Annotated in this window: 22 protein-coding genes; 9 read left to right on the top strand and 13 right to left on the bottom strand. The window is 67.5% G+C overall.

The window, feature by feature from the left end:
* Positions 1 to 9 precede the first annotated feature (9 nt).
* The 5 genes from ACIGJB_RS12125 to hemL all read right to left on the bottom strand — a co-directional run bounded on the left by ACIGJB_RS12125 (position 10) and on the right by hemL (position 4,302).
* Positions 10 to 678 (bottom strand): methyltransferase family protein, encoded by a 669-nt coding sequence (locus tag ACIGJB_RS12125; RefSeq protein ID WP_483730044.1) that lies wholly within the window; start codon positions 676 to 678, stop codon positions 10 to 12.
* 233 nt (positions 679 to 911) lie between these two features.
* On the bottom strand, positions 912 to 1,415 hold the full coding sequence (locus tag ACIGJB_RS12120) for a TPM domain-containing protein (protein ID WP_483730043.1): 504 nt from the start codon (positions 1,413 to 1,415) through the stop codon (positions 912 to 914).
* Between the two features lie 12 nt (positions 1,416 to 1,427).
* Positions 1,428 to 2,288, bottom strand: coding sequence for a TPM domain-containing protein (locus ACIGJB_RS12115; protein WP_483730042.1), 861 nt, complete (start codon positions 2,286 to 2,288; stop codon positions 1,428 to 1,430).
* A gap of 16 nt (positions 2,289 to 2,304) precedes the next feature.
* Positions 2,305 to 2,931: a LemA family protein gene (locus ACIGJB_RS12110; protein WP_483730041.1), complete on the bottom strand. Its 627-nt coding sequence runs from the start codon at positions 2,929 to 2,931 to the stop codon at positions 2,305 to 2,307.
* Between the two features lie 81 nt (positions 2,932 to 3,012).
* Positions 3,013 to 4,302, bottom strand: a complete 1,290-nt coding sequence (gene hemL / locus ACIGJB_RS12105) for a glutamate-1-semialdehyde 2,1-aminomutase (RefSeq protein ID WP_483730040.1) — start codon at positions 4,300 to 4,302, stop codon at positions 3,013 to 3,015.
* A 234-nt stretch (positions 4,303 to 4,536) separates the two neighbouring features.
* On the opposite strand from hemL, the gene ACIGJB_RS12100 reads away from it, so the two are divergent.
* The 6 genes from ACIGJB_RS12100 to ACIGJB_RS12075 all read left to right on the top strand — a co-directional run bounded on the left by ACIGJB_RS12100 (position 4,537) and on the right by ACIGJB_RS12075 (position 14,782).
* Positions 4,537 to 4,707 carry a rubredoxin gene (locus tag ACIGJB_RS12100; RefSeq protein ID WP_008644874.1) on the top strand — a complete coding sequence of 57 codons (171 nt, stop codon included), beginning with the start codon at positions 4,537 to 4,539 and terminating at the stop codon, positions 4,705 to 4,707.
* A 339-nt stretch (positions 4,708 to 5,046) separates the two neighbouring features.
* Entirely contained in the window at positions 5,047 to 5,529 is a 483-nt protein-coding gene (locus ACIGJB_RS12095) for a response regulator (protein WP_483730039.1), read from the top strand.
* Between the two features lie 22 nt (positions 5,530 to 5,551).
* A complete protein-coding gene (locus ACIGJB_RS12090; protein ID WP_483710680.1) occupies positions 5,552 to 5,923 on the top strand; it encodes a response regulator in 372 nt (123 codons plus the stop codon).
* 35 nt (positions 5,924 to 5,958) lie between these two features.
* Positions 5,959 to 6,507, top strand: a complete 549-nt coding sequence (locus tag ACIGJB_RS12085) for a chemotaxis protein CheW (protein WP_483730038.1) — start codon at positions 5,959 to 5,961, stop codon at positions 6,505 to 6,507.
* 121 nt (positions 6,508 to 6,628) lie between these two features.
* Positions 6,629 to 8,821, top strand: a complete 2,193-nt coding sequence (locus ACIGJB_RS12080; protein WP_483730037.1) for a methyl-accepting chemotaxis protein — start codon at positions 6,629 to 6,631, stop codon at positions 8,819 to 8,821.
* Positions 8,822 to 8,890: 69 nt separating this feature from the next.
* On the top strand, positions 8,891 to 14,782 hold the full coding sequence (locus tag ACIGJB_RS12075; protein WP_483730036.1) for an Hpt domain-containing protein: 5,892 nt from the start codon (positions 8,891 to 8,893) through the stop codon (positions 14,780 to 14,782).
* Positions 14,783 to 14,907: 125 nt separating this feature from the next.
* On the opposite strand, the gene ACIGJB_RS12070 is transcribed toward ACIGJB_RS12075, so the two are convergent.
* The 5 genes from ACIGJB_RS12070 to ACIGJB_RS12050 form a co-directional block, all read right to left on the bottom strand.
* Positions 14,908 to 15,423 carry a hypothetical protein gene (locus ACIGJB_RS12070; protein WP_483730035.1) on the bottom strand — a complete coding sequence of 172 codons (516 nt, stop codon included), beginning with the start codon at positions 15,421 to 15,423 and terminating at the stop codon, positions 14,908 to 14,910.
* A 404-nt stretch (positions 15,424 to 15,827) separates the two neighbouring features.
* The gene (locus ACIGJB_RS12065) at positions 15,828 to 17,138 is read right to left on the bottom strand and encodes an MFS transporter (RefSeq protein WP_483730034.1); all 1,311 of its coding nucleotides are present in this window, start codon (positions 17,136 to 17,138) and stop codon (positions 15,828 to 15,830) included.
* 94 nt (positions 17,139 to 17,232) lie between these two features.
* Positions 17,233 to 17,991, bottom strand: a complete 759-nt coding sequence (locus ACIGJB_RS12060; RefSeq protein WP_483730033.1) for an SDR family oxidoreductase — start codon at positions 17,989 to 17,991, stop codon at positions 17,233 to 17,235.
* A 46-nt stretch (positions 17,992 to 18,037) separates the two neighbouring features.
* The gene (locus tag ACIGJB_RS12055) at positions 18,038 to 18,280 is read right to left on the bottom strand and encodes a hypothetical protein (RefSeq protein ID WP_276099722.1); all 243 of its coding nucleotides are present in this window, start codon (positions 18,278 to 18,280) and stop codon (positions 18,038 to 18,040) included.
* Positions 18,273 to 19,709, bottom strand: coding sequence for an aldehyde dehydrogenase family protein (locus ACIGJB_RS12050; RefSeq protein WP_483730032.1), 1,437 nt, complete (start codon positions 19,707 to 19,709; stop codon positions 18,273 to 18,275). Before ACIGJB_RS12050 ends, ACIGJB_RS12055 begins: the two co-directional genes overlap by 8 nt.
* 221 nt (positions 19,710 to 19,930) lie before the next feature.
* On the opposite strand from ACIGJB_RS12050, the gene ppa reads away from it, so the two are divergent.
* Positions 19,931 to 20,458: an inorganic diphosphatase gene (gene ppa / locus ACIGJB_RS12045; RefSeq protein ID WP_483710688.1), complete on the top strand. Its 528-nt coding sequence runs from the start codon at positions 19,931 to 19,933 to the stop codon at positions 20,456 to 20,458.
* A gap of 169 nt (positions 20,459 to 20,627) precedes the next feature.
* Complete coding sequence (locus tag ACIGJB_RS12040; protein ID WP_483730031.1) at positions 20,628 to 21,203, top strand: cytochrome b; 576 nt, start codon at positions 20,628 to 20,630, stop codon at positions 21,201 to 21,203.
* A gap of 4 nt (positions 21,204 to 21,207) precedes the next feature.
* Here ACIGJB_RS12040 and ACIGJB_RS12035 read toward each other — a convergent pair whose 3' ends face one another.
* Positions 21,208 to 22,455 carry a GNAT family N-acetyltransferase gene (locus ACIGJB_RS12035; RefSeq protein ID WP_483730030.1) on the bottom strand — a complete coding sequence of 416 codons (1,248 nt, stop codon included), beginning with the start codon at positions 22,453 to 22,455 and terminating at the stop codon, positions 21,208 to 21,210.
* A gap of 206 nt (positions 22,456 to 22,661) precedes the next feature.
* Here ACIGJB_RS12035 and ACIGJB_RS12030 point away from each other — a divergent pair, with 206 nt between their 5' ends.
* Positions 22,662 to 24,710 (top strand): NAD(+) synthase, encoded by a 2,049-nt coding sequence (locus tag ACIGJB_RS12030; RefSeq protein ID WP_483730029.1) that lies wholly within the window; start codon positions 22,662 to 22,664, stop codon positions 24,708 to 24,710.
* Positions 24,711 to 24,722: 12 nt separating this feature from the next.
* On the opposite strand, the gene ACIGJB_RS12025 is transcribed toward ACIGJB_RS12030, so the two are convergent.
* Together ACIGJB_RS12025 and ACIGJB_RS12020 are read right to left on the bottom strand one after the other, a co-directional pair.
* Positions 24,723 to 24,980, bottom strand: coding sequence for a hypothetical protein (locus tag ACIGJB_RS12025; RefSeq protein ID WP_483730028.1), 258 nt, complete (start codon positions 24,978 to 24,980; stop codon positions 24,723 to 24,725).
* 19 nt (positions 24,981 to 24,999) lie between these two features.
* Positions 25,000 to 25,326 carry a DMT family transporter gene (locus ACIGJB_RS12020; protein ID WP_483730027.1) on the bottom strand — a complete coding sequence of 109 codons (327 nt, stop codon included), beginning with the start codon at positions 25,324 to 25,326 and terminating at the stop codon, positions 25,000 to 25,002.
* Positions 25,327 to 25,342: the final 16 nt, after the last annotated feature.

The raw sequence follows: 25,342 nt of genomic DNA, 5'->3' as shown, positions 1-25,342 counted from the left end.
GCGAAGGGTTCAGTAAATGCCAGGAAGGACGCGAAACTGCACCTTCTCGCGATACGCGCGGTATTCGGGATCGTCGGACAGCAGCGCTTCCTCGCGATGAATCCGCACGAACTGCAGCGTGTACAGCCCCGCATAGACGAGCAGGTTTTGCGGTCCGAAGTTTGTGAGCAGAAAGCCGATATCGGCGATCAGATAACTCAGGTAGATCGGGTGACGCATGAAGCGGTAGGCACCGTTCGACACAATGCCACGATTCGCCGGCAAGATGCCAAACGAGAAGCGAAGCGAGAGCTTTGCGTAGATTTGCCATGCAATGCCTGCGACCTGCAGGGCGGCGCCCACAATCTCCGGCGCGAGGTGTGTGCCGGGCGCCAGGTCGATGGCGAGGAAATAGTATGTGCCACCCAGCGAGCAGAGTACCGTGACCGGATTCCAGTCTCGCTTTTTGGGGACGCGGGCAAACAGGGTGAGGCCGAGTGTCAGGCAACTGGCCACCACGAGCAGCAAAAGGGTGATTCGCGATGGCTCGGCCAACCAGCGCTTGATTGCCCCATATGAGAAACCTGCCAGCAGTACTGCCGTGGTGGCTCTTAACGCCAACTCCACGACCAGTTCGCGGAGGTCTGTTTTGGGCGCGGGTGCGCTTGCTTGCCCGGTGTGCGCTAGGCTTTCTGGCATGGTTTCCCCGTTCTGGCGGAGGTCAGCGCTCCGCTTTTTTCGCTGAGTGTCGTTGTGCAATCAGCTTAGTCGGGGCACGCGCGGCGCCATATCGGGCAAAGGGATGTTTCGCGCGTGAACAGGTGTCGCGTTACAAGAATGACGCGTGCAGCGCCGGCGTGTCGAATCCGTATTGGAGCGTCGCAGCCAGGAATGGAATGTGCGGGATGCCGGCCTTCGCGTTCGGGCCCGGTCTACAGCACCAGCGGCCGGTCGTCCAGCTCATTCGGATTACGGCCGCCATCGGAAGGAAAATGCGTCGCGAGCAGGTTATGAATGCTGGCCACGGCTGCCAGCACCGGACCAACCGACAGGTCCCTGGCCAGCCCCTGTACCAGTTCATCGCAAACCGCGCGCCAGGTGTTCGCGCCCACGCTGGCGTCGATACCCCGGTCGGCCAGCAACTCCACCGCATGATCGGCCAGGTTGATATAGAGCAGCACGCCGGTGTGCTCTTCCGTGTTCCACACCTCCAGCGCGCCAAACAGCGCACGCGCCCGTGCCCGCGGCGTGGTGCCGCCCCAGGCATGGCCGAGCGGCAGGCTGGACTCGATCACCACGCGGATCTCGCCGCGGTGGCGCGCTTCGCCGGCGTGGACGGCGTCGTGCAGCTGCTGTTGCGCCTGTGTCGGGAAGTGGCGGCGGGCAGTGCCGGTGGTGGTGCCGAGGTGGCGCAGCGCGCGTCGCAGCGATGGCATGGTCCGCTCTCCTTACCAGTTGCCGGAGGCGCCGCCGCCGTCGAAGCCGCCACCGCCTCCGCCCCCGAAGCCGCCCCCGCCGCCACCGAAATCACCGCCGCCGCCGAAGCCGCCGCGACGTCCCCAGTCGCTGCCCATGCCGTAGCCGCCCAGTCCGCCGAGCCCGCCCGCGATCACGTCGCGGCCGCGCGGCGTGGTGATGATCTGCGGACCGCGCCGCCGCGTGGCGGCCGTCAGGAAGAAGAACACGATGATGGCCAGCGGAAACAGCACCGGCAGCCAGTCCGACCAGAATGACGATTCCTGCTTGCCCGGCTGCGGGCCGGCCAGGCCTTCCTTGTCGATGGTAGCCTGGATCGCGGAAATGCCGGCCGACAGCCCGCCATAGAAGTCGTTCTGGCGGAAGTGTGGGGCCATGATGTCCTGAAGGATGCGCTTGGACATGGCGTCCGTGAGCGATCCCTGCACGCCGCGTCCGACCTCCAGCCGCATCTTGCGCAGGTCGGGCGGGTTGTCCTTGGCAATCAGGACGATCACGCCGTCGTCGATGCCCTTGCGCCCGGCGCGCCAGGCGTCCGCCACGCGGATGCCGTAGGCGTCGATGGTCTCGGGCTCGGTCGTCGGCAGCATCAGCACGAAGATCTGGCTGCCCCGCTGCTGCTCGTACTCGGCCAGCACGTTTTCCAGCGCGGTGCGCTGTGTGGCGGACAGGGTATTGGTCAGGTCGGTGACGCGCTGCGTCAGCGGCGGTACCGGCACGAAACCGTCATTGGCCGCCAGGGCCGGCATGGCCAGCGCGGCGGCCAGCCAAAGCAGGGCGGCCAGCCAGCGGCGCCCGGAACGGAAGGCGGGCAAGTCCATCAGCGTGCCCATGATGATTGCCTTGCGATCAGAACTTCACAGCGGGCGGTGTGGAGATGGCCTTCTCGTTTTCCACCGCGAACGAAGGCTTGACCTCGTACTTGAACACCATGGCCGTGAGATTGGTGGGGAAACTGCGCGCGAGCACGTTGTAGTCGCGCACGGCAACAATGTAGCGCTGGCGCGCCACGGTGATGCGGTTCTCGGTGCCTTCGAGCTGCGATTGCAGGTCGCGGAACGAGGCATCGGCCTTCAGCTGCGGATAGTTCTCGGACACCGCCAGCAGGCGCGACAGGGCACCGGACAACTCGCCCTGGGCCTGCTGGAAGCGCTTGAACGCCTCAGGATCGTTCAGGGTCTCGGGCGATACCTGGATGCTGGTGGCGGCGGCGCGTGCCTTGGTCACGGCCTCGAGCGTTTCGCGCTCGTGCGTGGCGTAGCCCTTGACCGTGTTGACCAGGTTGGGGATCAGGTCGGCGCGCCGCTGGTACTGGTTGACGACCTCGCCCCAGGCCGCCTTGACCGCCTCGTCCTTGGTCTGGAAGTCGTTATAGCCGCAGGCCGACAGCAGGCTGGCCAGGCAAGCCAGCAACAGCCAGCGGAACCAGCCGGCAGCCCGGTTCAAAGAGGAGGGCAGGGGCAGTGAGGCGCGCATCGAGGGCTCCCGGGTTGAGACGAATCTCAAGTGTAGCGCACGGCGCGTTACCGCCGGCGGCGACCCCGGGAGCGGTCTGCGTCAGGCCGCGAAGGCCTTGCGCGCGGCGTCCAGCGTAGCCTGGAGGATGGCGTCGTCGTGGCAGGCCGAGACAAAGCCAGCCTCGAAGGCCGACGGCGCCAGGTACACGCCGTTGTCGAGCATGGCGTGGAAGAAGCGGTTGAAGCGCGCGGTATCGCTTTTCGTGACTTCGGCAAAGCTGCCCGGCACGCCTTCGCGGAAGTAGAGTCCGAACATGCCGCCGATCGCATCGGCGGCAAACGGCACGCCGGCGGCGCGGGCGGCTTCGCTCAGGCCATCGGCCAGCTTGCGGGTTTGTGCGGCAAGCTTGTCATAGAAGCCGGGCGCCTGAATCAGCCGCAGCGTGGTCAGGCCGGCGGCCACCGCCAGCGGGTTGCCGGACAGCGTGCCGGCCTGGTACACGCCGCCCAGCGGCGCCAGCCTGGCCATGATGTCGCGCCGGCCGCCAAAGGCCGCCGCGGGCATGCCGCCGCCGATGATCTTGCCCAGGCAGGTCAGGTCCGGGGTCATGCCGTAGTGCGCCTGGGCGCCGCCCAGCGCCACGCGGAAGCCGGTCATGACCTCGTCGAAGATCAGCACGGCGCCGTCGCGCGTGCACAGTTCGCGCATGGCCTTCAGGAAGGCGTCGCTGGCGCGCACCAGGTTCATGTTGCCGGCGACCGGCTCGACGATCACGGCGGCGATCTCGCCTGCATGCTTGGCGAACGCCTGCTCCAGCTGCTCGACGTTGTTGTACTCGAGCACCATGGTGTGGCGGGTCACGTCGGCGGGCACGCCTGCTGAAGACGGCGCGTTCTGCGTGGTGTCGGCAAAGGTCAGCAGGCCCGAGCCGGCCTTGACCAGCAGGCTGTCGGCATGGCCGTGGTAGCAGCCTTCGAACTTGATGATCAGGTCGCGGCCGGTGAAGCCGCGCGCGAGGCGCAGCGCGCTCATGGTCGCCTCGGTGCCGGAGGAAACCAGCCGCACCTGTTCGATGGACGGCACCAGCTTGCAGATTTCCTCGGCCATCTCGATCTCGCCTTCGGTCGGCGCGCCGAAGGAGAAGCTGTGCGCGGCGGTCTCCTGCACGGCGCGCACCACGTCCGGATGGGCATGGCCCACGATCATCGGGCCCCAGGAGCCGATGTAGTCGATATAGCGCTGGCCCTCGGCATCCCACATATAGGCCCCTTCGGCGCGCGTGATGAAGCGCGGCGTGCCGCCCACCGAGCGGAAGGCGCGCACGGGCGAATTGACGCCGCCGGGAATGGTTTGCTGGGCACGGTCGAAGAGCTGCTGGTTACGGGACATGGGTCTGCCTGGTCTAAAACTCGGGAAACGCGTTCAAGCGGACGCGAACTGGCGCCAAAGGATCGGCAAAGCGGTGCAATGCGCCGGAATAGCGCGGCATTTGTCCGGTATTTGTACGCTAACGTGCGCGAACACGGCGGATTTGGCACGATTCTGGCTAACGCGGCTGGCGCCGTCGGCGCCGATTCGGTACCATCTGCGCTGAATTTTAATGGAGAGCGACCAGAGCCTGTTATGGAATACAAGACTTGGATGTGCCTGATCTGCGGCTGGATCTACGATGAGGCTGCCGGCGCGCCGGAAGACGGTATTGCCCCGGGCACCAAATGGGAAGACGTGCCCATCAACTGGACATGCCCGGAGTGCGGGGCCCGCAAGGAAGATTTCGAGATGGTGGCCATCTGAGGCCACGGCTCGCTGGCGTCGGGGGCGCGGCATCGCCGCGTCGCGCCGGCGCGACAATTCGCCGGACCGTGCCGGTCGCTCCGGATTGACGGCCCTCCGGCGTCTTGTCACACTCTGTCGCAAAATAATCCTTCGTCCATCCCGCCATTCGGGGGTGGCAAAGGACGCCAAGGCAGGTGCGGGTTCCACGTGCCGCCACAGGCCGGTCTCCTGACCGGCCTTTTGCAGGGAAGATTATTCGGGGTTCCGCCGGTGCGGCTGGCCAGTCCATGCCGCTCCGCGCGGGTGTTCTCAAGAAATGCCGGTGCTCCGCAGGGAGACGCTGGTCGCGGGAACAACATGCGGGTCGCACAACCACTAGAAAACCATTGGGTCAATGCCGGCGCCAGCGCGCAGCCGGAACCGGAGCCGGCATCCGCGCCGGCATCGTCGCGCAGGGTGCTGGTGATCGATGATTCCAGCACCATCCGCCGTACGGCGGAGATCTTCCTGTCGCAGGCGGGCTATCAGGTCGTGCTTGCCGAGGACGGTTTCGAAGCGCTTGCCAAGGTCGGCGACATGCGTCCCGATCTCATTTTCTGCGACATCCTGATGCCGCGTCTCGACGGCTACCAGACCTGTTCGCTGATCAAGAAAAGTCCGCGTTTCCACGCCATTCCCGTGGTCATGCTGTCCTCGCGCGACGGCGTGTTCGACCGTTCGCGCGGGCGCCTGGTCGGCGCGCGCGATCACCTTGCCAAGCCCTTTACGCGTGACACGCTCTTGCAAGCCGTCCAGGCCTGCATGCCTGCCCAGGCGGCCGGCAACGTGCTGCCGGCATGACCCGGATTCAAGGAACTGACTCATGACAACCATCAACAAGATCCTCATCGTCGATGACTCGCCCACCGAAGCCCTGTTCATGTCCGACCTGCTCGGCAAGCAGGGCTTCAAGGTCTCGGTCGCAGGCAACAGCGAACAGGCTTTCACGCGCCTGGAGGCCGAGGCCTTCGACCTGATCCTCATGGACGTGGTGATGCCCGGCCAGAACGGCTACCAGGCCACGCGCGCCATCAAGCGCGACGACCGCTTCAAGGATATTCCCGTGATCATGTGCACCAGCAAGGGCCTGGACACCGATCGTATCTGGGGCATGCGACAGGGGGCTTCGGACTACATCGTCAAGCCGGTCGACAGCAAGGAATTGCTCACCAAGATTGCGGCGCTGTCCCACTGACGGCACCCGTCTTCGCCAGTAAGCTGGAGACGCACATGAACGCGCCACGCCAAGACCTACGCACCCGCCAGACCCGCCTGCAGGATTACCAGGCCATGCTGGCCAGGCGCCTGCGCGAAGCCCGCAACGTGCCCGCGGCGGACAGCTACCTGGCGCTGCAGGTGGGCCAGCGCGGCTGGCTGCTGCCGCTCGCGCAGACTGGCGAGGTGCTCGACATGCGCCAGCCGAGCCGCGTGCCGCTGACGCAGCCGTGGTATGCCGGCCTGGTCAATGCGCGCGGCAACCTGCTGGGCGTGGTGGATTTCGGCCTGTTCTGCGGCGAGGGACCGACACCGCTGCAGCCGGGCAGCAAGATCGTGGTGCTGTCGCGCCAGGTCGAGCGGGCCTGCGGCATCCTGGCCACGCGTGTGGTCGGCTTGCGCCACGCGGCGGACCTGCGTGCGCCGGCGCACGACGCGGCGGCCGATGCCGCATGGGAAGGCCGGCGTCTCGATGATGGCGACGGCCGTGCCTGGCAGGTGCTGGACGTGCGCGCGCTGCTCGATGCGCCAGCTTTCCTCCAAGCGGGCCGGGTAGCGGCATAGCCCCGTGGGGCGTCCGACGCCGTGGGTCGCGGTGTCGGGGGCGCAAGAGAATTAAGAACAAATAACGCGGCGGCGCGGGTCGAGGCCGCCCCAGACAACGATTCAACGGACAGAGGGTGCTATGGGGTTCAAGAAAATCAGCCTGGGAAGCCGGAAGCCGGCCGCCGACGCGGCTGCGGGCCTGGTGGAGGACCGCGCCGGGGCGGCATCGGCCGGCATGCGTGCCGGCGGGCTGGGCCGTTCCCCTGTCGATGCCGTGTCGTCATGGCTGGAACGCATGCCGTTCTCGTCGCAGCAGCGTGGGCTGACCATCGGCGTGGTGGTGTCGCTGGTGGCACTGCTCGGCTCGGTGTACATGGACAACCGCATCGCCAACAACGCCGCCGCGCAGATCGAGATCTCCGGCGACATGCTGATGCACTCGCAGCGCCTGGGCAAGGCCGCGCCGGTGGCGCTGCTGGGCAACGTGCAGGCCTTCACGCAGCTGCGCCAGTCCAAGGAAGCGCTGGCCGAAGACTTGCAGGCCCTGCTCGCGGGCAGCGTCGAGAAGCAGGTGCGCGCCACCACGGGTGCGGCGCAGGCCCTGCTGGAAGCCGCGATCAGCTCGTGGAAGCGCAGCGAGAAGAGTGCCGCCGACGTGCTCGCGCAGCAGCCCGTGTTGACCACGATCGGCCAGACGCTGCAGGTCTTCAACGCCTCGAACCCCGAACTGCTCGAGGCCGCGGAACAGGTTGCCGCGCTCAAGCTGCAGTCCGGCTCCAACGCGCGCGAGGTCGCCGCCTCGGCGCAGCTGGTGATGCTGACGCAGCGCCTGGGCAAGAACCTGAACGAGTTCCTGTCGGGCGAAGGCGTGAACCCCGAGACGGCGTTCCTGCTCGGCAAGGACACCAACACCTTCCGCGAGACGCTCGACGGCCTGCTCAACGGCAGCGAGGCGCTGCGGCTCAACGCTGCGACCGATGCCGAGACGCGCGGCTACCTGCAGCAGCTTTCGCAGCGCTTCGACGCGGTGCAGAAGACCACCCAGACGATCCTGCAGAACCTGCCCGGCCTGATCGCCGCCAAGCGCGCGCAGCAGCAGATCTTCAACGACAACGAAGCCCTGCGCGGCGAACTGTCCGCGCTGCAGAAGTCCTACGCCGAGGCGGCGCGCTTCCGTCCCGTGACGCTGGGCGCCACCGTGGTTTCGGCGCTGATGACGCTGTTGTGCCTGGCCGGCCTGGCTGCGCTGTACCTGCGCGATTCGCGCCTGCGCGCACTGGAAGCCGAGGCGCGCGAGCGTGAAGCCGAAACGCGCCGCCTGGAGGAAAAGCGCAACAACGACACCACCCAGAAGGCCATTCTGCAGCTGATGAACGAGCTGCAGGACATCGCCGACGGCGACCTGACGCGCCAGGCCACCGTGACCGAGGACATCACCGGCGCCATCGCCGACTCGGTGAACTACACGGTGGAAGAACTGCGCGAACTGGTGGGCCGCGTGCAGCAGACGGCCGGGGAAGTGACGCTGGCCTCGGGCCAGGTGCAGGCGACCTCCAACCAGCTTGCCACGACGACGGAAGAGCAGTCGCGCCAGATCCGGCAGACCGGGGAATCGGTGGTGGACATGGCCGACCGCATCACGCAGGTGTCGCGCGGCGCGGCCGAGTCGGCCAATGTGGCGCGCGCCTCGCTGACCGCCGCGGAGCAGGGGCAGCACGCCGTGCAGAACGCCATCGCGGGCATGAACGACATCCGCGAGCAGATCCAGGAGACGTCCAAGCGCATCAAGCGACTGGGCGAGTCGTCGCAGGAGATCGGGGAAATCGTCGAGCTGATCTCGGACATTACCGAGCAGACTAACGTGCTGGCACTCAACGCCGCCATCCAGGCGGCGTCCGCCGGCGAAGCCGGCCGCGGCTTCACGGTGGTGGCCGAAGAAGTGCAGCGCCTGGCCGAACGCTCCGGCGAGGCCACCAAGCAGATCGGCGCGCTGATCCGCACCATCCAGACCGATACCCAGGACGCGGTGCATGCCATGGAGCGCAGCACGCAGGGCGTGGTGGAAGGGGCGCGCCTGTCGGACAATGCCGGCGCCGCGCTGCAGGAAATCGGCCGCGTGTCGCGCCAGCTGGCCGAGCTGATCGAGCAGATTTCACGCTCCACCTCGCACGAGGCGGACCTGGCCGGCGGCGTCGCCCGTCACATCGAACGCATTCTGCAGGCGACCGAGCACACCACCGCCGGTACCCGCCAGACCGCGAATTCGGTGCGCGAGCTGACGCAGCTGACCGAAGAGCTCCGCAATTCCGTATCGCGGTTCAAGATTGCCTGACCTTGATGACGCCCGCTGTCGCGTCTGGACTGCCCCGCCTCGCGCGCAAAGGCCGCAATGGAAGCCGTGATGTCCTTGAATTCTCCCCTACCGCGTGATCCCGCCGAGCCGCTGCCGCAAATGCTGCCAGCGGACCTGACCCACGCGCCGCTGGCGGATGCGCCGGAGCCGGCCATGCCGGCCTCGCGCGACCTGTCCGTGCTGGCGTGGGTGGCACCGAGCCTGCGCGCCGCGCTGGACGATGCCGCGACCGAGCTGTCCCACTACGTCGATGAAGTCCAGCAGGCGCCCGAGGCTTTGGGCGCGCGCGATACCACGTCGCTGCGCCTGGCCGGGCAACAACTGCACCAGGCCGCGGGCGCCGTGCATATCGTGGGCCTGCGCGGGGTCGACCCGTACTGCCAGGCGCTGCGGCGCCTGATCGAGGGCCTTGACGGCGGCGGCGTGGCCGCCAATGCCGCCACGCTCGCCGTGTTCCGGACCGGCGTGCAGGCGCTTGCCGAATACGTCGACGACCTGATGGCGGGCGACGAGCAGGATCCGCTGCGGCTGTTCCGTCCGTATGCCGAGATCCTGTCGCTGCTCGGCGACGAACGCGTGCATCCGGCCGACCTGTGGCTCGATGAATTGCAGATGCTGCCCGGCATCCTGCTGCCCACGCGCAACGCAACGGCCGTCACGCGCGCGCGCCAGCGCTATGAAGCCGCGCTGCTCAAGGCGCTGCGGCTGCCGCTGCAGTGCGCCGAGTCCGAGCGGCTGCGCGAAGCGTACCTGCCGTTGCAGGAAGCGCTGGACGACGTCCGCGCCGGCGAGCAGGAGGCGCGCCGCGCCACCGACCATCCGGACCGTGGCGTCTGGCATGTGCTGGCGCTGGTGTTCCGCGCCCTGGCCCACGGCTTGCTGCCGTCCGACCTGCTGTCGAAGCGATTTGCCGGTCGTGCCCACCTGTTGCTGCGGCAATACCAGCAGGGGCAGGTGCGCGTGCCGCAGGCCTTGCTCAACGATGCCATCTTCCTGCTGGTCTGCACCTTGTCCGAGCAGGGGGAACCCCCTCTGCACGGCGTGGACGAGATCGCCCTGACGACGGTGCGCGCCGATATCGCGCGCACCGTGCAGGCGTTCCGCCTCGACCGCGCGCACGCCCAGCCCGGCGCCGACCACCGTCTGCGCTACTACGGCTGGCTCGATCCGATCGACACCCGCAACCTGCAGCAGGCCGCCGCAGGGCTGGAGCGTGCCGCCGAAGGCGACCCCGCGGGCTGGGAGATCGCGCTCGCGGCGCTGGCCGAGGCCGCGCAGCCGCTGGCGCAGCCGGCCCTGCAGCTGTGCCTGTCGCAGGCCGCGCTCCGGCCCGGCGCGGCGCCCGACCGCCACGAGGCGCTGGGCGCCACCGGCATCGCCGTGTTCCTGTCGCGGGCGCTGGCGTTGCCCTGGCGCGTGCACGGCATGAGCCCGAACCCCACGGCAGCGGTCTTCGCCGCGCGCTGCGAGGAACTCGCGCAATGCCTGGCCGACCCGGCTGCCGTGGCACCGGCGTGGCTGGCGCGCATGGCCGACGAAGCCCGCGCCCAGGCGGCGCGCGTGCAGGCTGTCGCGCAGTTGCGCGCGCAATTGGACGGCGGCGAATCGTGGCTCGATACCTATGACCGCAACGCGGCCCGGCCCGATGCCGGGACCAGCCTGGCGGAGGCCGTGCAGGCCTTCGAAGCGTTGCGCGCCACGCTGGATGCGTTGCAGGACACCGATGGCCTGCCGCACGGGCTGAACGACGAGGCGCAGCGGGCCGGTGAAGCCGTGCAGGCGGCGGTGCGGCAAGCCGGCAGGCTCGGTACCGGCATCGACGAGGCCTTGCGCGGCGAGACCCTGTCCGCCATCGCCGAGACGCTGGGCACCGTGCATGCGTTTATCGATGCACTGGAACTGGGCCGCAGCCGTCACGAAGCCGAGGACGAGGACCCCGACGACGCGCTGGCGCTGCGCCAGACGGGCGCGGTCGGCAACGATCCGCTGTCGGTGGCACGAGCAGCGGCCAGCGAAGCCATCCGCACCGGCGCCACCGCCGACATGCCGCCGGTCCAGCGACTGCGCACCGCGCTGCAGGCCCTGGCCGACCAGGCCGCCATCGACGACAATGCCGCGCTGCGCCGCCAGGCCACCGAAGCCAGCACGCAGCTCAATGCGTGGCTGGCCGGCAGCGACACATCGGGCGAACGGCTGATAGCGGCACTGGCCGAGCCGATGCCGGTCGCCCTGCAGGCGGCCGGACCGTCGTTGGCGCCCGACGATGGCGCCGCACTCGACGCCGAACTGTTCGGGATCTTCCTGCACGAAGCCGACGAAGTCCTCGGTGGCATTGCCGGCGACCTGGGTTCTGGCCTCGAAGCGCTCGGCGATGCCGATACGCTGAGCCGCATCCGGCGCGCTTTCCATACGCTCAAGGGCTCGAGCCGCATGGTCGGCCTGCATCGCTACGGTGAAGCGGCCTGGGCCGTGGAGCAGGTGATGAACCTGTGGATCGCCGAGGCACGCGAGCCCGTGCCGGCCCTGCTCAATCTGCTGCGCCGCGCGCACGCGGAGTTGTCCGCGTGGGTGGCGCTGCTGCATCGCGATGCCGGCGCGGTCCATGACATCGCGCCGCTCGTCGCCGCGGCCGAGGCGGTGCGCGATCCGCAGCCGGAAGCGCCCGCAGTTTCCGGCACGGCGGAGCCGGAACAGGTCTTCATCGACGATGCGCCGGTGCCGGACACCGTGGTTGCGGAGGCATCCGAAGCCGCGCCCGAGGCCGGGAGCGAGACGCCCGCCGCCGCTCCCGACGACGACAACGTCATCCCGTTCCGCCTGTCTGGCGCGCTGTCCGACGAGGACGACAACTTCAAGGTCATCGGCCCGATCCGCATTGGCCTGCCGCTCTACAACGTCTACCTGCAGGAGGCCGACGATCTCCTGCGCCAGTTCGCTACGGACATTTCCGAGTGGCGCCATGAGAACCACCCGTGCCCGAGCGAGCTGGCGCTGCGCGTCGCGCACACGCTGCAGGGCAGCGCCTCGACGGTCGGGCTGGAGCCCGTGCGCGAGATTGCCGAGGCGCTCGAGCAATTGCTGCTGCAACTCGGCGCGCACCCTGTCGCCATTCACCCCGGTGACTTCCGCCTGCTGGAGCAGGCGGTCGAACGGTTGCGCGGCATGCTCCATCAATTCGCCGCGGGGATCTGGCCCGAGGCTGATGCCAGCCTGCACCGCAGCCTGACCGAGTTTGGCGAGCGCGCACTGCTGCGCCCGCGGGTCCAGGTGCCGGCACCGCAGGCGCCTGCCGAGCCGGATGGCTCCGTGGCCAGCCTGTTCGGTCAATTGTCCGCGCACGCGCCGGAGCCGGAAGCGAACACGGAACCGCCCGTGGTGCCGGAGCAGGCCCAGCCGGCATCCCCGGCATCGCAGGCCCCAGCGGCGGTGACGCATGACGCGGTGGTGATCCCGATGCCGACGCCCGTCCGTCCGCTGCCGGCGGCGGTCGTTCAGGCCGATACCACCGAACTGGACGCGACCCTCGTCGAGATCTTCCTGGAGGAAGCGCACGGCAGCCTGCCCGAACTCGGCCGGCTGGTGCGCACGTGGGAAGCGGCACCCGAAGACGCCAGGCAAGGTGGCCTGGTGCTGCGCGCGCTGCATACGCTCAAGGGCAGTGCGCGCATGGCCGGCGCCATGGCGCTGGGGCAGGCCGCGCACGAGATGGAAACGCTCCTCGACGCCAGCCTGCGCGCGCAGCGCGTCGGTCCGCAGCTGTTCAGTCGCCTGTATGCGTGGTACGACCGGATCCTGATGCATGTCGAGGCCCTGCAGGCCGGCCGCCTGCTCGTGCCGGACGATGCTGACGTCATCAACGGGCTGGCCGCGCCGGAACCGCCCGCTACGCCGGTGATGGCCAGCGTCGCCGCCGCCAAAACGGAAAATGCGGAAAGCGCGGGCGCGGCGTTGCCGGTGCCCCTCGGCACGGCCACGGCTGGCGAGCCGGCGCAGGTGCCGGTGCCTGAGGCCTCCGAACGCCAGCGCGCATTGGTGCGCGTGCAGGCCCGCGCGCTCGATACGCTGATCAACGAGTCCGGCGAAGTCGGCGCCACGCGCGCGCGCCTGGAAAGTGAACTCGATTCCATGCGCGCCTACCTGGGCGAACTGAACGACAACGTGGCGCGCCTGCGCGGCCAGTTGCGCGAGATCGAGATCCAGGCGGAATCGCAGATGGCCTCGCGTATAGCCGACGCCCAGCACAAGCAGGACTTCGATCCGCTCGAATTCGACCGCTTCACGCGCTTCCAGGAACTGACGCGGATGATGGCCGAGTCGGTCAACGACGTGGCCACCGTGGAGCAGAACCTGCACCGCGGCTTCGACCGCGCCGCGGGCGACCTGGCCGCACAGGCGCGGCTCACGCGCGGCCTGCAGCGCGGGCTGATGCAGGCGCGCATGGTGCAGTTCGACGCGCTGGCCGAACGCCTCTATCGCGTCGCGCGCCAGTCCGCCGCGGAGACCGGCAAGGAAGTCAGGCTGCTGATCCAGGGCGGTACGGTGGAGGTCGACCGGTCCGTGCTGGACCGCATGGCCGGCCCGATCGAGCACCTGATCCGCAATGCCGTGGCGCATGGCATCGAAACAGCGGAAGTCCGGCACGCCGCGGGCAAGTCGGCGGCCGGCTCGCTGACGCTGGAAGTGCAGCAGGAAGGCAACGAGGTCGTGCTGCATTTCGTCGACGATGGCGCGGGCCTGGACCTCGCGCGGATTCGCGCACGCGCCGTGGAGCGCGACCTGCTGGCGCCTGACGATGAAGCCAGCGACGCGCGGCTGACGGAGATGATCTTTACGCCCGGGTTCTCGACGGCCGATTCGGTCTCGGAGCTTGCCGGGCGCGGCGTGGGCATGGACGTCGTGCGCGCGGAAACCGTGGCACTGGGCGGACGCATCACGCTGTCGACCGCAGCCGGCCGCGGCACCACGTTCACGGTGCACTTGCCGCTGACCACGGCCATCACGCAGGTGCTGGTGGTGGGGCTGGGCGGGCGCATGTATGCGCTGCCGAGCGGCATGATCGACCAGGTCCAGCAGCTGCGCACGCAGGCCCTGCTCGATGCCTATAACCAGCGCCAGATCACCGTGGCCGACCACGCCGTGCCGTTCCATTACTTTGGCGCTTTGCTCGAGGAGAGCGCGGCGACGCCGTCCGGCCGCAAGTATTCGCCGGTGGTGGTCGTGCGCAGCGGCACCGAGCGCGTGGCGGTCCATGTGGATGAAGTGGTGGGCAACCGCGAAGTGGTGGTCAAGCACATCGGTCCGCACCTGGCGCGCCTGGAAGGCATTGCCGGTGCCACCACCATGGGCGACGGCGAAATCGTGCTGATCTACAACCCGGTGGTGCTGGCCCAGCGCTTCGAGCGCGTGCGCGGCGAAGCAGCGCCGGCGGCCATGCAGCTGTCTGCTGCGCAACCGCTGGGCGCAGTGGCCGAGCTGAGTGGCGATGGCGCCGCGACGCCGGTTGCGGGCCTGGTGATGCAGCCTACCGTGATGGTGGTGGACGATTCGCTGACCGTACGCAAGGCCGCGCACCGCCTGCTGTCGCGCGCCGGCTACGAGGTACTGCTGGCCCGCGATGGCGTCGATGCGCTCAAGCAGCTCCAGGACGTGATGCCGGATGCCATGCTGGTGGACATCGAGATGCCGCACATGGACGGCTTCGACCTGACCCGCAACGTGCGCGCCGACAGCCGCACCACCCACATGCCGCTGGTGATGATCACCTCGCGCACGGCCGAGAAGCACCGGCGCTATGCGGAGGAGATCGGCGTGGACGTGTACCTTGGCAAGCCCTACAACGAGGACGAGTTGCTGGGCACGCTGCAACGGCTGATCGGCGCACGTGCCGCCAATATGGCAGGTTCGGTTGCGCAGATGCTTGGGGATCAGCCGGAAGCCTGAAGCGGCTTCCGGGCGCAGGGATGACAGAGCGGGCCGCCGTGAGGCGGCCCGCTTGCTTTGCGGACTTCGCTAAGCAAGTTCGATCAAGCGAGCGGGCGCATCCATGCGCGCGGCTACTCAGTCAGTCACCAGCGCATCTGCGCATTGTGCGTACCGGTGCTGACCACCTGCGTCTTGGTCCGGCCCTCATACGTAGCGCGCACGTTATAGCTGCCTGCCGGCGCCCGCAGCAGGCACTTCGGGCCGTCCGCCACGAAGTTCGCGACTTCACGACCGTTGCGCGTCAAGGTCACGGTGACGTCCGACAGGTATTCGCCGCGCGGGCCCTGCGTGAAGAGCAGCCCCATGTTGTAGTTGCCGGACTTCGCGTCCAGCGCGCGCTGTTCATCCGTGGCCACACCGCCGCAGATGTAGGTCACGGAGCCGGCCTTGCGCGGCACCATCGCATCGCGCGGCGGTGGCGGCGCAGGCGTAGCCAATGGCGGGGAGGGGGCTGGCGGGGAGGGCGCTGCCAGCGGTGGCGACGGTGCAGCCGGAGCGGTGTCGATCGGCGCGGGAGTCTGCGCAGGTGCCGCTGCCGGCGGTGTTGCCGTCGTGGGCGGCATCGGCGGCGTGCCCGGTGACGGTGGAGTCGGTGTCATGGGCGCGGCCGCGGCGTCCGCCGGTGCCGTGTAAGTCTGGGCTTGTCCCGCGGCAGGCACGAACGCAAACACTGCCGCTGCGCATGCGCCCGTGAGAAGGGCAAGCCGCTGTGTTCTGGCGCGCCGTTCCCGCGTGTCTTGCTGGTGGATGGGGCCGGACGTTTGTCGAGATAGTTTCCGCATCTTGGCCTCCTTGACGAAAGAAGGAAGGACAGTGCCGCCAGCGCCCCTTGCGGGGCCGGCGGATGTCCATTCCATGCTAAGGAGCGATGCCCGGGCGGACTGCCGGTCAGGCTCCTACATGCGTGTCGGAGGAGGGCTTTTTGCGGGGGAAGCGGGCGGCGCGCAGGCCACCCGGCAGATGCACGCCGCGGATATCCGGGGGCGTGCGAAGCGGGGAGTGCTTATGACTTGCGGCCGACCAGTCTTGCCGGCACTGACAACGTCAGTGCAGCACCCACCACCAGGCAGGCGGCGAGCAGGTACATGCCGGAATCCGTGCTGTGGGTCAGGTCCTTGAGCCAGCCGACCGCATAGGGGCTCAGGAAGCCGGCGAGGTTGCCGAGCGAATTGATCAGCGCGATGCCGGCGGCCGCGCCGGTGCCGGCCAGGAACGCCGTGGGCAGGCTCCAGAACAGCGGCAGCGTGGTCAGGATGCCGATCGTGGCCAGCGTGAGCGCCACCATGGCCAGCGCGGTGCTGTCGTGCCACTGCACCGAGAGCACCAGGCCCAGCGCGCCCAGCACGGCCGGGATCGCAATGTGCCAGCGGCGCTCGCCCGAACGGTCCGCGCTGAACGCGACCACCACCATGCCGACCACGGCGCAGCCATAGGGAATGGCGGTCAGCAGGCCGATGTCCAACGCGCCCTTGACGCCGGTCTGCTTGATGATGGTCGGCAGCCAGAAGCTCACGCCATACAGGCCCATCACGAAGCAAAAGTAGATCGCACTCATCAGCCACACGCGCGGGCTCGACAGCACGGTGCCGATGGGCGGGTCTTCCTTGTGGGCGTCCTCGCTCGCGATATTGCGCTGGAGCAGCGCCTTCTCGTCGTCGCTGAGCCACCTGGCGTGCGCGATGCGGTCATCGAGGTAGGCCAGCACTACCAGGCCGACCAGGATCGACGGGATGCCTTCGAGCAGGAACATCCACTGCCAGCCGGCCCAGCCGTTGTGGCCGTCGAAGGCCTGCATCGCCCAGCCCGACAGCGGGCCGCCGATCACACCCGACAGCGCGATGGCGGTCATGAAGAATGTAGTGGTGCGCCCGCGCCGGTTGGCCGGGTACCAGTAGGTCAGGTACAGGATGATGCCGGGGAAGAAGCCGGCTTCGGCGATGCCCAGCAGGAAGCGCAGCACGTAGAACATGGTCGGCGTGGTGACGAACATCATCGCCGCGGAAATCACGCCCCACGTGATCATGATGCGCGCAATCCAGATGCGCGCGCCGACTTTGTGCAGGATCACGTTGCTCGGCACTTCGAACAGGAAGTAGCCGATGAAGAAGATGCCCGCGCCGAGGCCGTAGACGGTCTCGCTGAACTGCAGGTCGCTGAGCATCTGCAGCTTGGCAAAGCCCACGTTGACGCGGTCCAGGTAGGCCACCACGTAGCACAGCAGCAGGAAAGGCACCAGCCGCCAGCTCACCTTGCGGTACGTGGCATCCTCAAACGCGGCGTCGCGGACGCCGGGATTCACTGCAGTCGTTGTCATGCTGTCTCCTCGGGATGATTGCGCTTCTACGACGCTTCTACGATCGGTGATGCAGCTACAGCCATGGCACGGCATGGCACGGACGACGCTATCCCTATACGCAGCGGCCGCCGTCCACTTCGATGCAGGTGCCGGTGATGAACGCGGCCTCGTCGCTGGCCAGGTACAGGCAGGCATTGGCCACATCCGGCGGGGTCGACATGCGTCCCATCGGAATGGTGGCGAGGAATTTCGCGCGGTTCTCCGGCGTATCGGGCATGCCCATGAACTCTTCGAGCAGCCCGGTCGCGCCGATCACGGGATTGACGCAGTTGACGCGGATATTGTCCTTGCCAAGCTCGGCCGCCATGGCCTTGCTCGCGGTGATGACGGCGCCCTTGCTGCCGTTGTACCAGACCAGGCCCGGACGCGGCCGGATGCCGGCGGTCGACGCGATATTGACGAACACGCCGCCGCCACGCTGGCGGAAATGCGGAATGAAAGCGCGCGCCGACCAGAAGATGCTCTTGACGTTGACCGCGTAGACGCGATCGAACTCGTCTTCGGTCACTTCCATGATCGGCTTGTTGCGGTGCGTGGTGCCGGCGTTGTTGACGACGATGTGCACGTCGCCGAAGGCGGCGAGGGTGGCGTCGCGCATGGCCTCGGTGTCGGCTTCGCGCGCGACGTCGGCGCGCACCGCACGGGCCTGGCCGCCGGCCTCGCGAATCGCTGCGGCGACACGCTCGGCGGCGTCTTCGCGCAGGTCGGCCACCATGACGCGGGCGCCTTCACGGGCGAATGTGTGCGCGATGCCCTCGCCGAAGCCGGACCCGCCGCCGGTTACTACGGCCACCTTGTCTGCCAGTCTCATCGCTCGTCTCCTTGGGTTTGTTATGTCGTGCGACGCGTCAGGTCGCTCAATGCGCAAACGGTCCGCGCCCACGCAATGCATTCGCCACCATCATCACCGCCAGCAGGAACGGCAGCGCCACATACAGGCACCAGTGCACGCGATCCCCCACGGTGTCGCCCCACTTGCGCTTGAAGACCTGCAGGCGCGGCATGCCGGACGGATTGGTGGCGCGCTTGTTCTTCACATGCCAGGCCATCCAGAAAAAGAAGATGGCAAAGGCGATCGACAGGAAATTGATGTTACCCATGTTGAATGGCAATGGTTTTCAGGGTGGTAAAGGCGTAGAGGGCTTCGAAGCCCTTTTCGCGGCCGTAGCCGGACTGGCCGGTGCCGCCGAAGGGCAGCTCCACGCCGCCGCCGGCACCGTAGTTGTTGATAAAGACCTGGCCCGCGCGCAGCTTGCGCGCCAGCCGAAGCTGCCGCCCGCCGTCTCGCGTCCACAATCCCGCCACCAGGCCGTACGGCGTACCGTTGGCCAGCGCCAGGGCTTCGGCTTCGGTGTCGAACGGCATCGCAGCCAGCAGCGGGCCGAACACTTCCTCCTGTGCGAGCCGGTGCGCGGGGGGTACATCGCGGAACAGCATCGGCACCTGGTAGTAGCCGGACTCAGGCGCGTCGCCGACGATCTGGCCCTGCGCCATCACGGCGATCCCGGCGTGCTGCGCATCCGAGACGAAGTCCCACACACGCTGCTGCTGCTTGCGGCTGATCAGCGGGCCGCATTCCAGGTCCAGCTCCGAAGGGCCGACACGCAGCGATTCGAACACCGATGCGAGCCGGTCCAGCAGCGCATTGTAAAGCGGACGCTCCACCAGCACGCGGCTGCCCGCTGAACAGGTCTGGCCCGCATTCTGGATGATGCCGTTGACGATCACCGGCACCAGCGCATCCACATCGGCATCGGCAAAGACGATCTGCGGCGACTTGCCGCCCAACTCCAGCGTGACCGGGACGTGGTTCTCGGCGGCAAGCTGGGCCACCTGCTTGCCGGTCTGCGGCGAGCCGGTGAACGAGATGTGGTTGATGCCCGGGTGGCGCGCCAGCGCGGCGCCAGCCTCATGGCCGTAGCCGGTGACGATATTGAGCGCGCCTTCTGGCAGGCCGGCCTCGGCGGCAATCTCGGCCACGCGCAGCAATGACAGGCAGGCGTCCTCGGCCGGCTTGACCACGCACGCGTTGCCGGTGGCCAGCGCCGCGCCGACGCTGCGGCCGAAGATCTGCAGCGGGTAGTTCCACGGAATGATGTGGCCCGTCACGCCGTGCGGCTCGCGCAGCGTGAGCACCGTGTAGCCGGGGTTGTAGGGGATGGTCTGGCCGTGCAGCTTGTCGACCGCGCCGGCATAGAACTCGAAGTAGCGGGCCACGGCGCGCGCATCGGCGCGGGCCTGTCGTACCGGCTTGCCGGTGTCGCGCGCTTCGAGCGCGGTCAGCTCTTCTTCGTGGGCGATCAGCGACAGCGCCATGCGGTTGAGCAGGCGCACGCGCTCGGCCGGCGCCATGGCGCCCCAGGCGCCATCGGCCGCTTGCCGCGCGGCATGCACCGCGACGTTGATGTCAGTGGCGTTGCCGCGGGCGATCTCGGCAAAGGGTTCGCCGCTGGACGGGTCGAACACCTTGATGCGCAGGCCGTTGTCGGGCGCGATCAGGCGGTTGGCAACGAAATGCTGGGCATGCATGAGAGATCTCCGGGAAGCTTGCGCGGGGTTACCGGTGCGAATATCGACGAATCGTTGCGAATCGGTGGGGCTCGGAATTCAGCGCTGGCTGAAGAATTCGCCATTATCGCGCAGCCCGGGCGGCGTGCAAGGCAGGCACGGTCTTTGTCAGCCTCGGGTCAGGGGCGAGCCGCTATAATGCCCGCCATCCATAAACACACCGCAGGCATCTGGAGAATCGCATGAGCTTCAATCTCGTCTCCCCGGGCAAGGACATCCCCAACGATTTCAACGTCATCATCGAGATTTCCGCCCAGAGCGATCCGGTGAAGTATGAGGCCGACAAGGAAACCGGCCTGCTGTTCGTGGACCGCTTTATCGGCACCGGCATGCGTTATCCGGCCAACTACGGCTTTATTCCGCAGACGCTGTCGGGCGACGGCGACCCGGTGGATGTGCTGGTGCTGAGCCCGTTCCCGATCCTGGCCGGCGCCGTCGTGCGCTGCCGTGCACTCGGCATGCTCAAGATGACCGACGAGTCGGGCGTGGACGCCAAGCTGGTCGCCGTGCCCCTGGACAAGCTGTCGCCGGCCACCGCCTTCATGAAGGGCCTGTCGGACGTGCCGCAGAACCTGCTCGACCAAATCAAGCACTTCTTTGAGAACTACAAGGCGCTGGAAGCCGGCAAGTGGGTCAAGGTCGAAGGCTGGGCCGGCATCGAGGAAGCGCACAAGGAAATTACCGACGGCGTGGCGAACTTCAAGAAGTAATTGCGGCCAGTCAGGCAATTTATGCGTCGTTCTCGCGCAAGCCTGAACGTCTGCTGAACGAACCCCGCTGCGGCGGGGTTTTTTATTGCGAAAAACCTGACCGTCGGCAAGCCGCGCAAGCGGATGCGGGAGTACGCTGTCGGTGTCCCTAAAATCACAGGAGTCCCCCATGAACCGCCTGCAGAGCGTTCCCGGTGCCATTGATTTTTCCGGAACCGCGCGCCGCTACTCCGGCCTTGCCATCTTTTTCCATTGGGCGGTGTTCCTGCTGATCGCAGCCGCCTATGCGGCAATCGAGCTGAAGGGGTTTGCCGGCAAGGGCACGCCGGCCCGCTCGCTGGCCATGGCAACGCATGAGTGGGCTGGCGTGCTGGTCCTTGTGCTGGCCGTGCCGCGCCTGCTGTGGCGTCTTGTGCATGGCGCGCCGACGGCAGAACCGGGGCCGCGCTGGATGCAGTGGGCAGGGGAGGCGATGCACTGGGTGCTGTACCTGTATATCGTGGCCCAGCCGATCCTCGGTCTGCTCGCGCTCAATGCCGGCGGCCACGTGCTGGCGCTGCCCGCGCTCGGCATCGAGATTCCGGCGCTGGTGGGCCCGGACCAGGCGCTGAAGAACCAGGTCAAGGAGATTCACGAAACGCTGGGAACGGCGTTCTATCTCGTGATCGGTTTGCACGCCATGGCGGCGCTGTTCCACCACTACATGCTGGGCGACAACACCCTGCGCCGCATGTGGCGGCGCTGAGCGCTCAGTCCCGCTGGGCGAACGGCGTGCGCTCGTTCAGTTCGTCGAGGTAGGCATCGATGCCTTCGCGCTCGCGTACCAGGAAGCGCTCCACGGCGTCGGCAAAGGCCGGATGCGCGAGCCAGTGCGCCGAGCGCGTGGGCACGGGCAGGAAGCCGCGGGCCATCTTGTGCTCGCCCTGCGCGCCGCCTTCGAAGGTGCCGATGCCGTGGCGGATGCAGAACTCCAGCGGCTGGTAGTAAGCAGTCTCGAAGTGCAGGCACGGGTGATACTCCAGCGCGCCCCAGTAGCGTCCGTACAGCGTGCTGATGCCCGGCGTGTCGTCGTAGACCAGCAGCGAACTCGCAATGCGTTGCCCCGCGCGCTCCGCAATCACCAGCAGCAGGTGCTGGGGCATTGTGGCACCGATGCGCCGGAAGAAATCCAGGTTCAGGTACGGCGTCGAGTGGTGCTCGCGGTAGGTCTGGCGATAGCAGCGGTTGAAGAAGCGCCAGGCCTCGTCGTCGATCTGCGTGCCGCGCAGGTGACGGAAGGTGATTCCGGCTTCGGCCACATGGCGGCGCTCGGCGCGGATGTTCTTGCGCTTCTTCTGCGACAGCGTGGCGAGGAAATCGTCGAAGCTCGCGTATCCCGTATTGGTCCAGTGAAACTGCACGCCGTGCCGCATCATCATGCCGGCCTGTTCCATCAGGTCGGCCTCGGCATCGTTGGGGAACAGGACGTGCAGCGATGACATCCCGCTTTCCGCCGCCAGTGCCAGCGCAAGCTGCAGCAGCATCCGTCGCGCGTCGGTGTTCTCGGCGAGCAGCCGCGCACCGCGCACGGGCGAAAACGGGATCGCCGACAACCACTTCGGGTAGTACTCCAGGCCATTGCGCGCGTAGGCATCGGCCCAGGCCCAGTCGAACACGTACTCGCCATACGAATGCGCCTTCGCGTACAGCGGCATGGCGCCCGCGAGCCTTTCCGGCTGGCCGTTGGCGGCGGGTGCCCACAGGGTGAGATAGCGCGGATTCCAGCCGGTGTCGGCGCAGGCGCTGCCGCTGGCATGCAGCGCGTGCAGGAACGCGTGGCGCAGGAAAGGGGTGGCGTCAGGATCGGTGGCGACCAGGGCATCCCAGGTATCGGCAGCGATTTCGGCGAGATCCGAGACGATCTCGGTCCGGTAGTCCCGCATGCTGCCAGACTCAGGCGGTTCCGCGGCTTGCCGCGTGTCGAGCGCGTCGCCCTGGTTGCAAGATTCCGACTGCATTGCGCCTGATTCCGTGTCTCCAACGATCGGGCCGAGTCTACCGGAATCCGCCCGATAGCGCCCGATACCGCCGCACGCCGCTCCTGCCGCAGCGTTGGCGTGCGCAGCGTCGTAAAATGGCGCATGGCCGTCACAGTACGGCCCCCAGATTCCCCGATGCCGCCGGCCGCACGCCGGCGCGCTGCAGACGCCGGCAAAGGCCCGATATGAAGAATCCGTTTTTCAACCTGTATTCCCACGGCTTTGCGCGCGTCGCGGTCGGCGTGCCGGTCTGCCGCGTGGCGGACCCGGCCTTCAATGCGGCCGAAACCATCGCGTTGGCGACGCAGGCGGCAAAGCAGGGCGCCGTGCTGGTCGCGTTCCCGGAACTCGGACTCTCGGCCTATACCTGCGACGACCTGTTTCACCAGCGTGCGCTGCTGGATGCCTGCGAAGCGGCCCTCGGGACGATCGTCGAGGCCTCGCGCAAGCTGACGGCGGCGCTGATCGTGGGCATGCCGCTGCGCGTCGAACACCAGTTGTTCAACTGCGCAGTCGTGGTGGCCCGGGGCCGCGTGCTGGGGGTGGTGCCGAAGTCCTACCTGCCGAACTACTGGGAGTTCTACGAGGCGCGCCAGTTCAGCGAAGCCGACAATGCGGCCACCGATTCCGTCCGCCTGCTTGGCCAGGAGGTGCCATTCGGCGCCGGATTGCTGTTCGAGATCGAGGACATTCCGTTCTTCCGCTTCCATGCGGAGATCTGCGAAGACGTGTGGGTGCCGATCCCGCCGTCGTCGTTCGCCGCGCTGGCCGGGGCCACGGTGCTGGTCAACCTGTCGGCGTCGAATATCGTGATCGGCAAGGCGGGCTACCGGCACCAGCTCGTGTCGCAGCAATCGGCGCGTTGCCTGGCGGCTTACCTCTATACCTCTGCGGGCAAGGGCGAGTCTTCCACCGACCTGGCGTGGGACGGCCAGGCATTGATTTGCGAGAACGGCGAACTGCTGGCCGAATCCGAGCGCTTTGCCGATACCTCGCACCTGCTGTTCGCCGATGTGGACGTCGAACGCCTGTCGCGCGAGCGCATGCACCAGGTCACCTTCGGGCACTCGGTGCGCCGGCACAAGGCCGAGGTGGACAAGTTCCGCGTGGTCCGTTTTGCGCTGGACCTATCGCTGGACAAGGCGCTGCCGCTGGACCGCAAGGTCGCGCGCTTCCCTTACGTGCCGGCCGACCCGCGCCAGCGCGACGAGCGCTGCCATGAGGTCTACAACATACAGGTGCAGGCGCTGGTGCAGCGGCTGTCGGCGAGCAAGATTTCAAAGGTGGTGATCGGCGTGTCCGGCGGGCTGGATTCCACGCATGCGTTGCTGGTTTGCGCCAAGGCGATGGACCGCCTGGGGCTGCCGCGCGCGAACATCCTGGCGTACACCATGCCGGGCTTTGCCACCAGCGACCGCACGCTGGGCCAGGCGCGCCAGCTGATGGAACTGGTCGGCTGCACGGCCCGCGAGATCGATATCCGCCCGAGCTGCCTGGCGATGCTGAAGGACCTGGACCATCCCTACGCGCGTGGCGAGAAGGTTTATGACGTGACCTTCGAGAACGTGCAGGCCGGCGAGCGCACCAACCACCTGTTCCGGCTGGCCAACCACAACGGCGCGATCGTGATCGGCACCGGCGATCTCAGCGAACTGGCGCTGGGCTGGTGCACCTACGGCGTGGGCGACCATATGTCGCACTACAACGTGAATGCCAGCGTGCCCAAGACGCTGATCTCGCACCTGGTGCGGTGGGTGGCGGAAACCGGGCAGGTCGGCACGGGCGGGTCTGACGTGCTGATCAACGTGCTCGACACGGACATCAGTCCCGAACTGGTGCCCGGCGATTCGAACCACGGCCCCGAGCAAAAGACTGAGAGCACCATCGGTCCGTATGAGTTGCAGGACTTCAACCTCTACTGCACGCTGCGCTTCGGCTTTGCGCCGTCGAAGATCGCCTTCCTCTCGCTGCATGCATGGGGCGACCGAGAGCGCGGCACCTGGCCCTATGGGCCCCATGTGGCGCGCAACCAGTATGGTCTGCCCGACATCAAGCGCAACCTGGCGATCTTCCTGGATCGCTTCTTCCGCACGAGCCAGTTCAAGCGCTCCTGCATCCCGAACGCGCCCAAGGTGGGCTCGGGCGGCTCGTTGTCGCCGCGGGGCGACTGGCGTGCGCCGAGCGATTCGGAATCGGTGGTGTGGCTGAAGGACCTGGAGAAGGTGCCTGACTGAGGCGCTGGTTAGCTAGGCGGCCGGCGGCGTTTCAAAACTGCCGGCCAGCAGGTCACGGCGGAACGCCATGAGCCAGTCGGCGGTTTCATCGAGCGGGTAGGCCTGCTGCCTGCCGCTGGCGACGCAGTCGACCACGGCATATCCATAGATGCCGGCCGGGTCGGCCTGCTGCCGTTCGCGGCCAGTCAGGCGGAAGTCCGCCTGGACCTTGTCATGGCTGCGCACCAGGGCCAGGAACAGTACGCGTTCAGCGGTTTCTATCATTGGCATGAGGATGTTATCGGCTCTGTCACGATAGGTCGGCCGAGACCAGCTTCAGGCCGATCACGCCGCACAGGATCAGCGCGACGCAGCCGATGCGGGCCGGCGATGCCGGCTCGCCCAGCAACACCATCCCCAGCATCGCTGTGCCCGCCGCGCCGATGCCGGTCCAGACCGCGTAGGCCGTTCCCACCGGCAAGGCCCGCAGGGCCAGCGTAAGCAGCACGATGCTGCTGAGCCCGGTGAGCACGGCAAACAGGCTCGGCCACAGCCGGCTGAAGCCGGCGGACCATTTCATGCCAAAGGCGAAGGCAATTTCGAGCAAGCCGGCGCAGGCCAGCAGGATCCAGGACATCTCGGGCTCCGTGGTG

Source organism: Cupriavidus sp. C2SS-8b, assembly GCF_057073745.1.
This window is presented reverse-complemented; position numbering and strand designations above follow the sequence as displayed.

Bases quoted from the DNA above. Each gene is read 5' to 3' on its own strand.
- ACIGJB_RS12125 (WP_483730044.1), bottom strand. From the start codon at position 678: ATGCCAGAAAGCCTAGCGCACACCGGGCAAGCAAGCGCACCCGCGCCC.
- ACIGJB_RS12120 (WP_483730043.1), bottom strand. From the start codon at position 1,415: ATGCCATCGCTGCGACGCGCGCTGCGCCACCTCGGCACCACCACCGGC.
- ACIGJB_RS12115 (WP_483730042.1), bottom strand. From the start codon at position 2,288: ATGGGCACGCTGATGGACTTGCCCGCCTTCCGTTCCGGGCGCCGCTGG.
- ACIGJB_RS12110 (WP_483730041.1), bottom strand. From the start codon at position 2,931: ATGCGCGCCTCACTGCCCCTGCCCTCCTCTTTGAACCGGGCTGCCGGC.
- hemL (WP_483730040.1), bottom strand. From the start codon at position 4,302: ATGTCCCGTAACCAGCAGCTCTTCGACCGTGCCCAGCAAACCATTCCC.
- ACIGJB_RS12100 (WP_008644874.1), top strand. From the start codon at position 4,537: ATGGAATACAAGACTTGGATGTGCCTGATCTGCGGCTGGATCTACGAT.
- ACIGJB_RS12095 (WP_483730039.1), top strand. From the start codon at position 5,047: ATGCGGGTCGCACAACCACTAGAAAACCATTGGGTCAATGCCGGCGCC.
- ACIGJB_RS12090 (WP_483710680.1), top strand. From the start codon at position 5,552: ATGACAACCATCAACAAGATCCTCATCGTCGATGACTCGCCCACCGAA.
- ACIGJB_RS12085 (WP_483730038.1), top strand. From the start codon at position 5,959: ATGAACGCGCCACGCCAAGACCTACGCACCCGCCAGACCCGCCTGCAG.
- ACIGJB_RS12080 (WP_483730037.1), top strand. From the start codon at position 6,629: ATGGGGTTCAAGAAAATCAGCCTGGGAAGCCGGAAGCCGGCCGCCGAC.
- ACIGJB_RS12075 (WP_483730036.1), top strand. From the start codon at position 8,891: ATGTCCTTGAATTCTCCCCTACCGCGTGATCCCGCCGAGCCGCTGCCG.
- ACIGJB_RS12070 (WP_483730035.1), bottom strand. From the start codon at position 15,423: ATGACACCGACTCCACCGTCACCGGGCACGCCGCCGATGCCGCCCACG.
- ACIGJB_RS12065 (WP_483730034.1), bottom strand. From the start codon at position 17,138: ATGACAACGACTGCAGTGAATCCCGGCGTCCGCGACGCCGCGTTTGAG.
- ACIGJB_RS12060 (WP_483730033.1), bottom strand. From the start codon at position 17,991: ATGAGACTGGCAGACAAGGTGGCCGTAGTAACCGGCGGCGGGTCCGGC.
- ACIGJB_RS12055 (WP_276099722.1), bottom strand. From the start codon at position 18,280: ATGGGTAACATCAATTTCCTGTCGATCGCCTTTGCCATCTTCTTTTTC.
- ACIGJB_RS12050 (WP_483730032.1), bottom strand. From the start codon at position 19,709: ATGCATGCCCAGCATTTCGTTGCCAACCGCCTGATCGCGCCCGACAAC.
- ppa (WP_483710688.1), top strand. From the start codon at position 19,931: ATGAGCTTCAATCTCGTCTCCCCGGGCAAGGACATCCCCAACGATTTC.
- ACIGJB_RS12040 (WP_483730031.1), top strand. From the start codon at position 20,628: ATGAACCGCCTGCAGAGCGTTCCCGGTGCCATTGATTTTTCCGGAACC.
- ACIGJB_RS12035 (WP_483730030.1), bottom strand. From the start codon at position 22,455: ATGCAGTCGGAATCTTGCAACCAGGGCGACGCGCTCGACACGCGGCAA.
- ACIGJB_RS12030 (WP_483730029.1), top strand. From the start codon at position 22,662: ATGAAGAATCCGTTTTTCAACCTGTATTCCCACGGCTTTGCGCGCGTC.
- ACIGJB_RS12025 (WP_483730028.1), bottom strand. From the start codon at position 24,980: ATGCCAATGATAGAAACCGCTGAACGCGTACTGTTCCTGGCCCTGGTG.
- ACIGJB_RS12020 (WP_483730027.1), bottom strand. From the start codon at position 25,326: ATGTCCTGGATCCTGCTGGCCTGCGCCGGCTTGCTCGAAATTGCCTTC.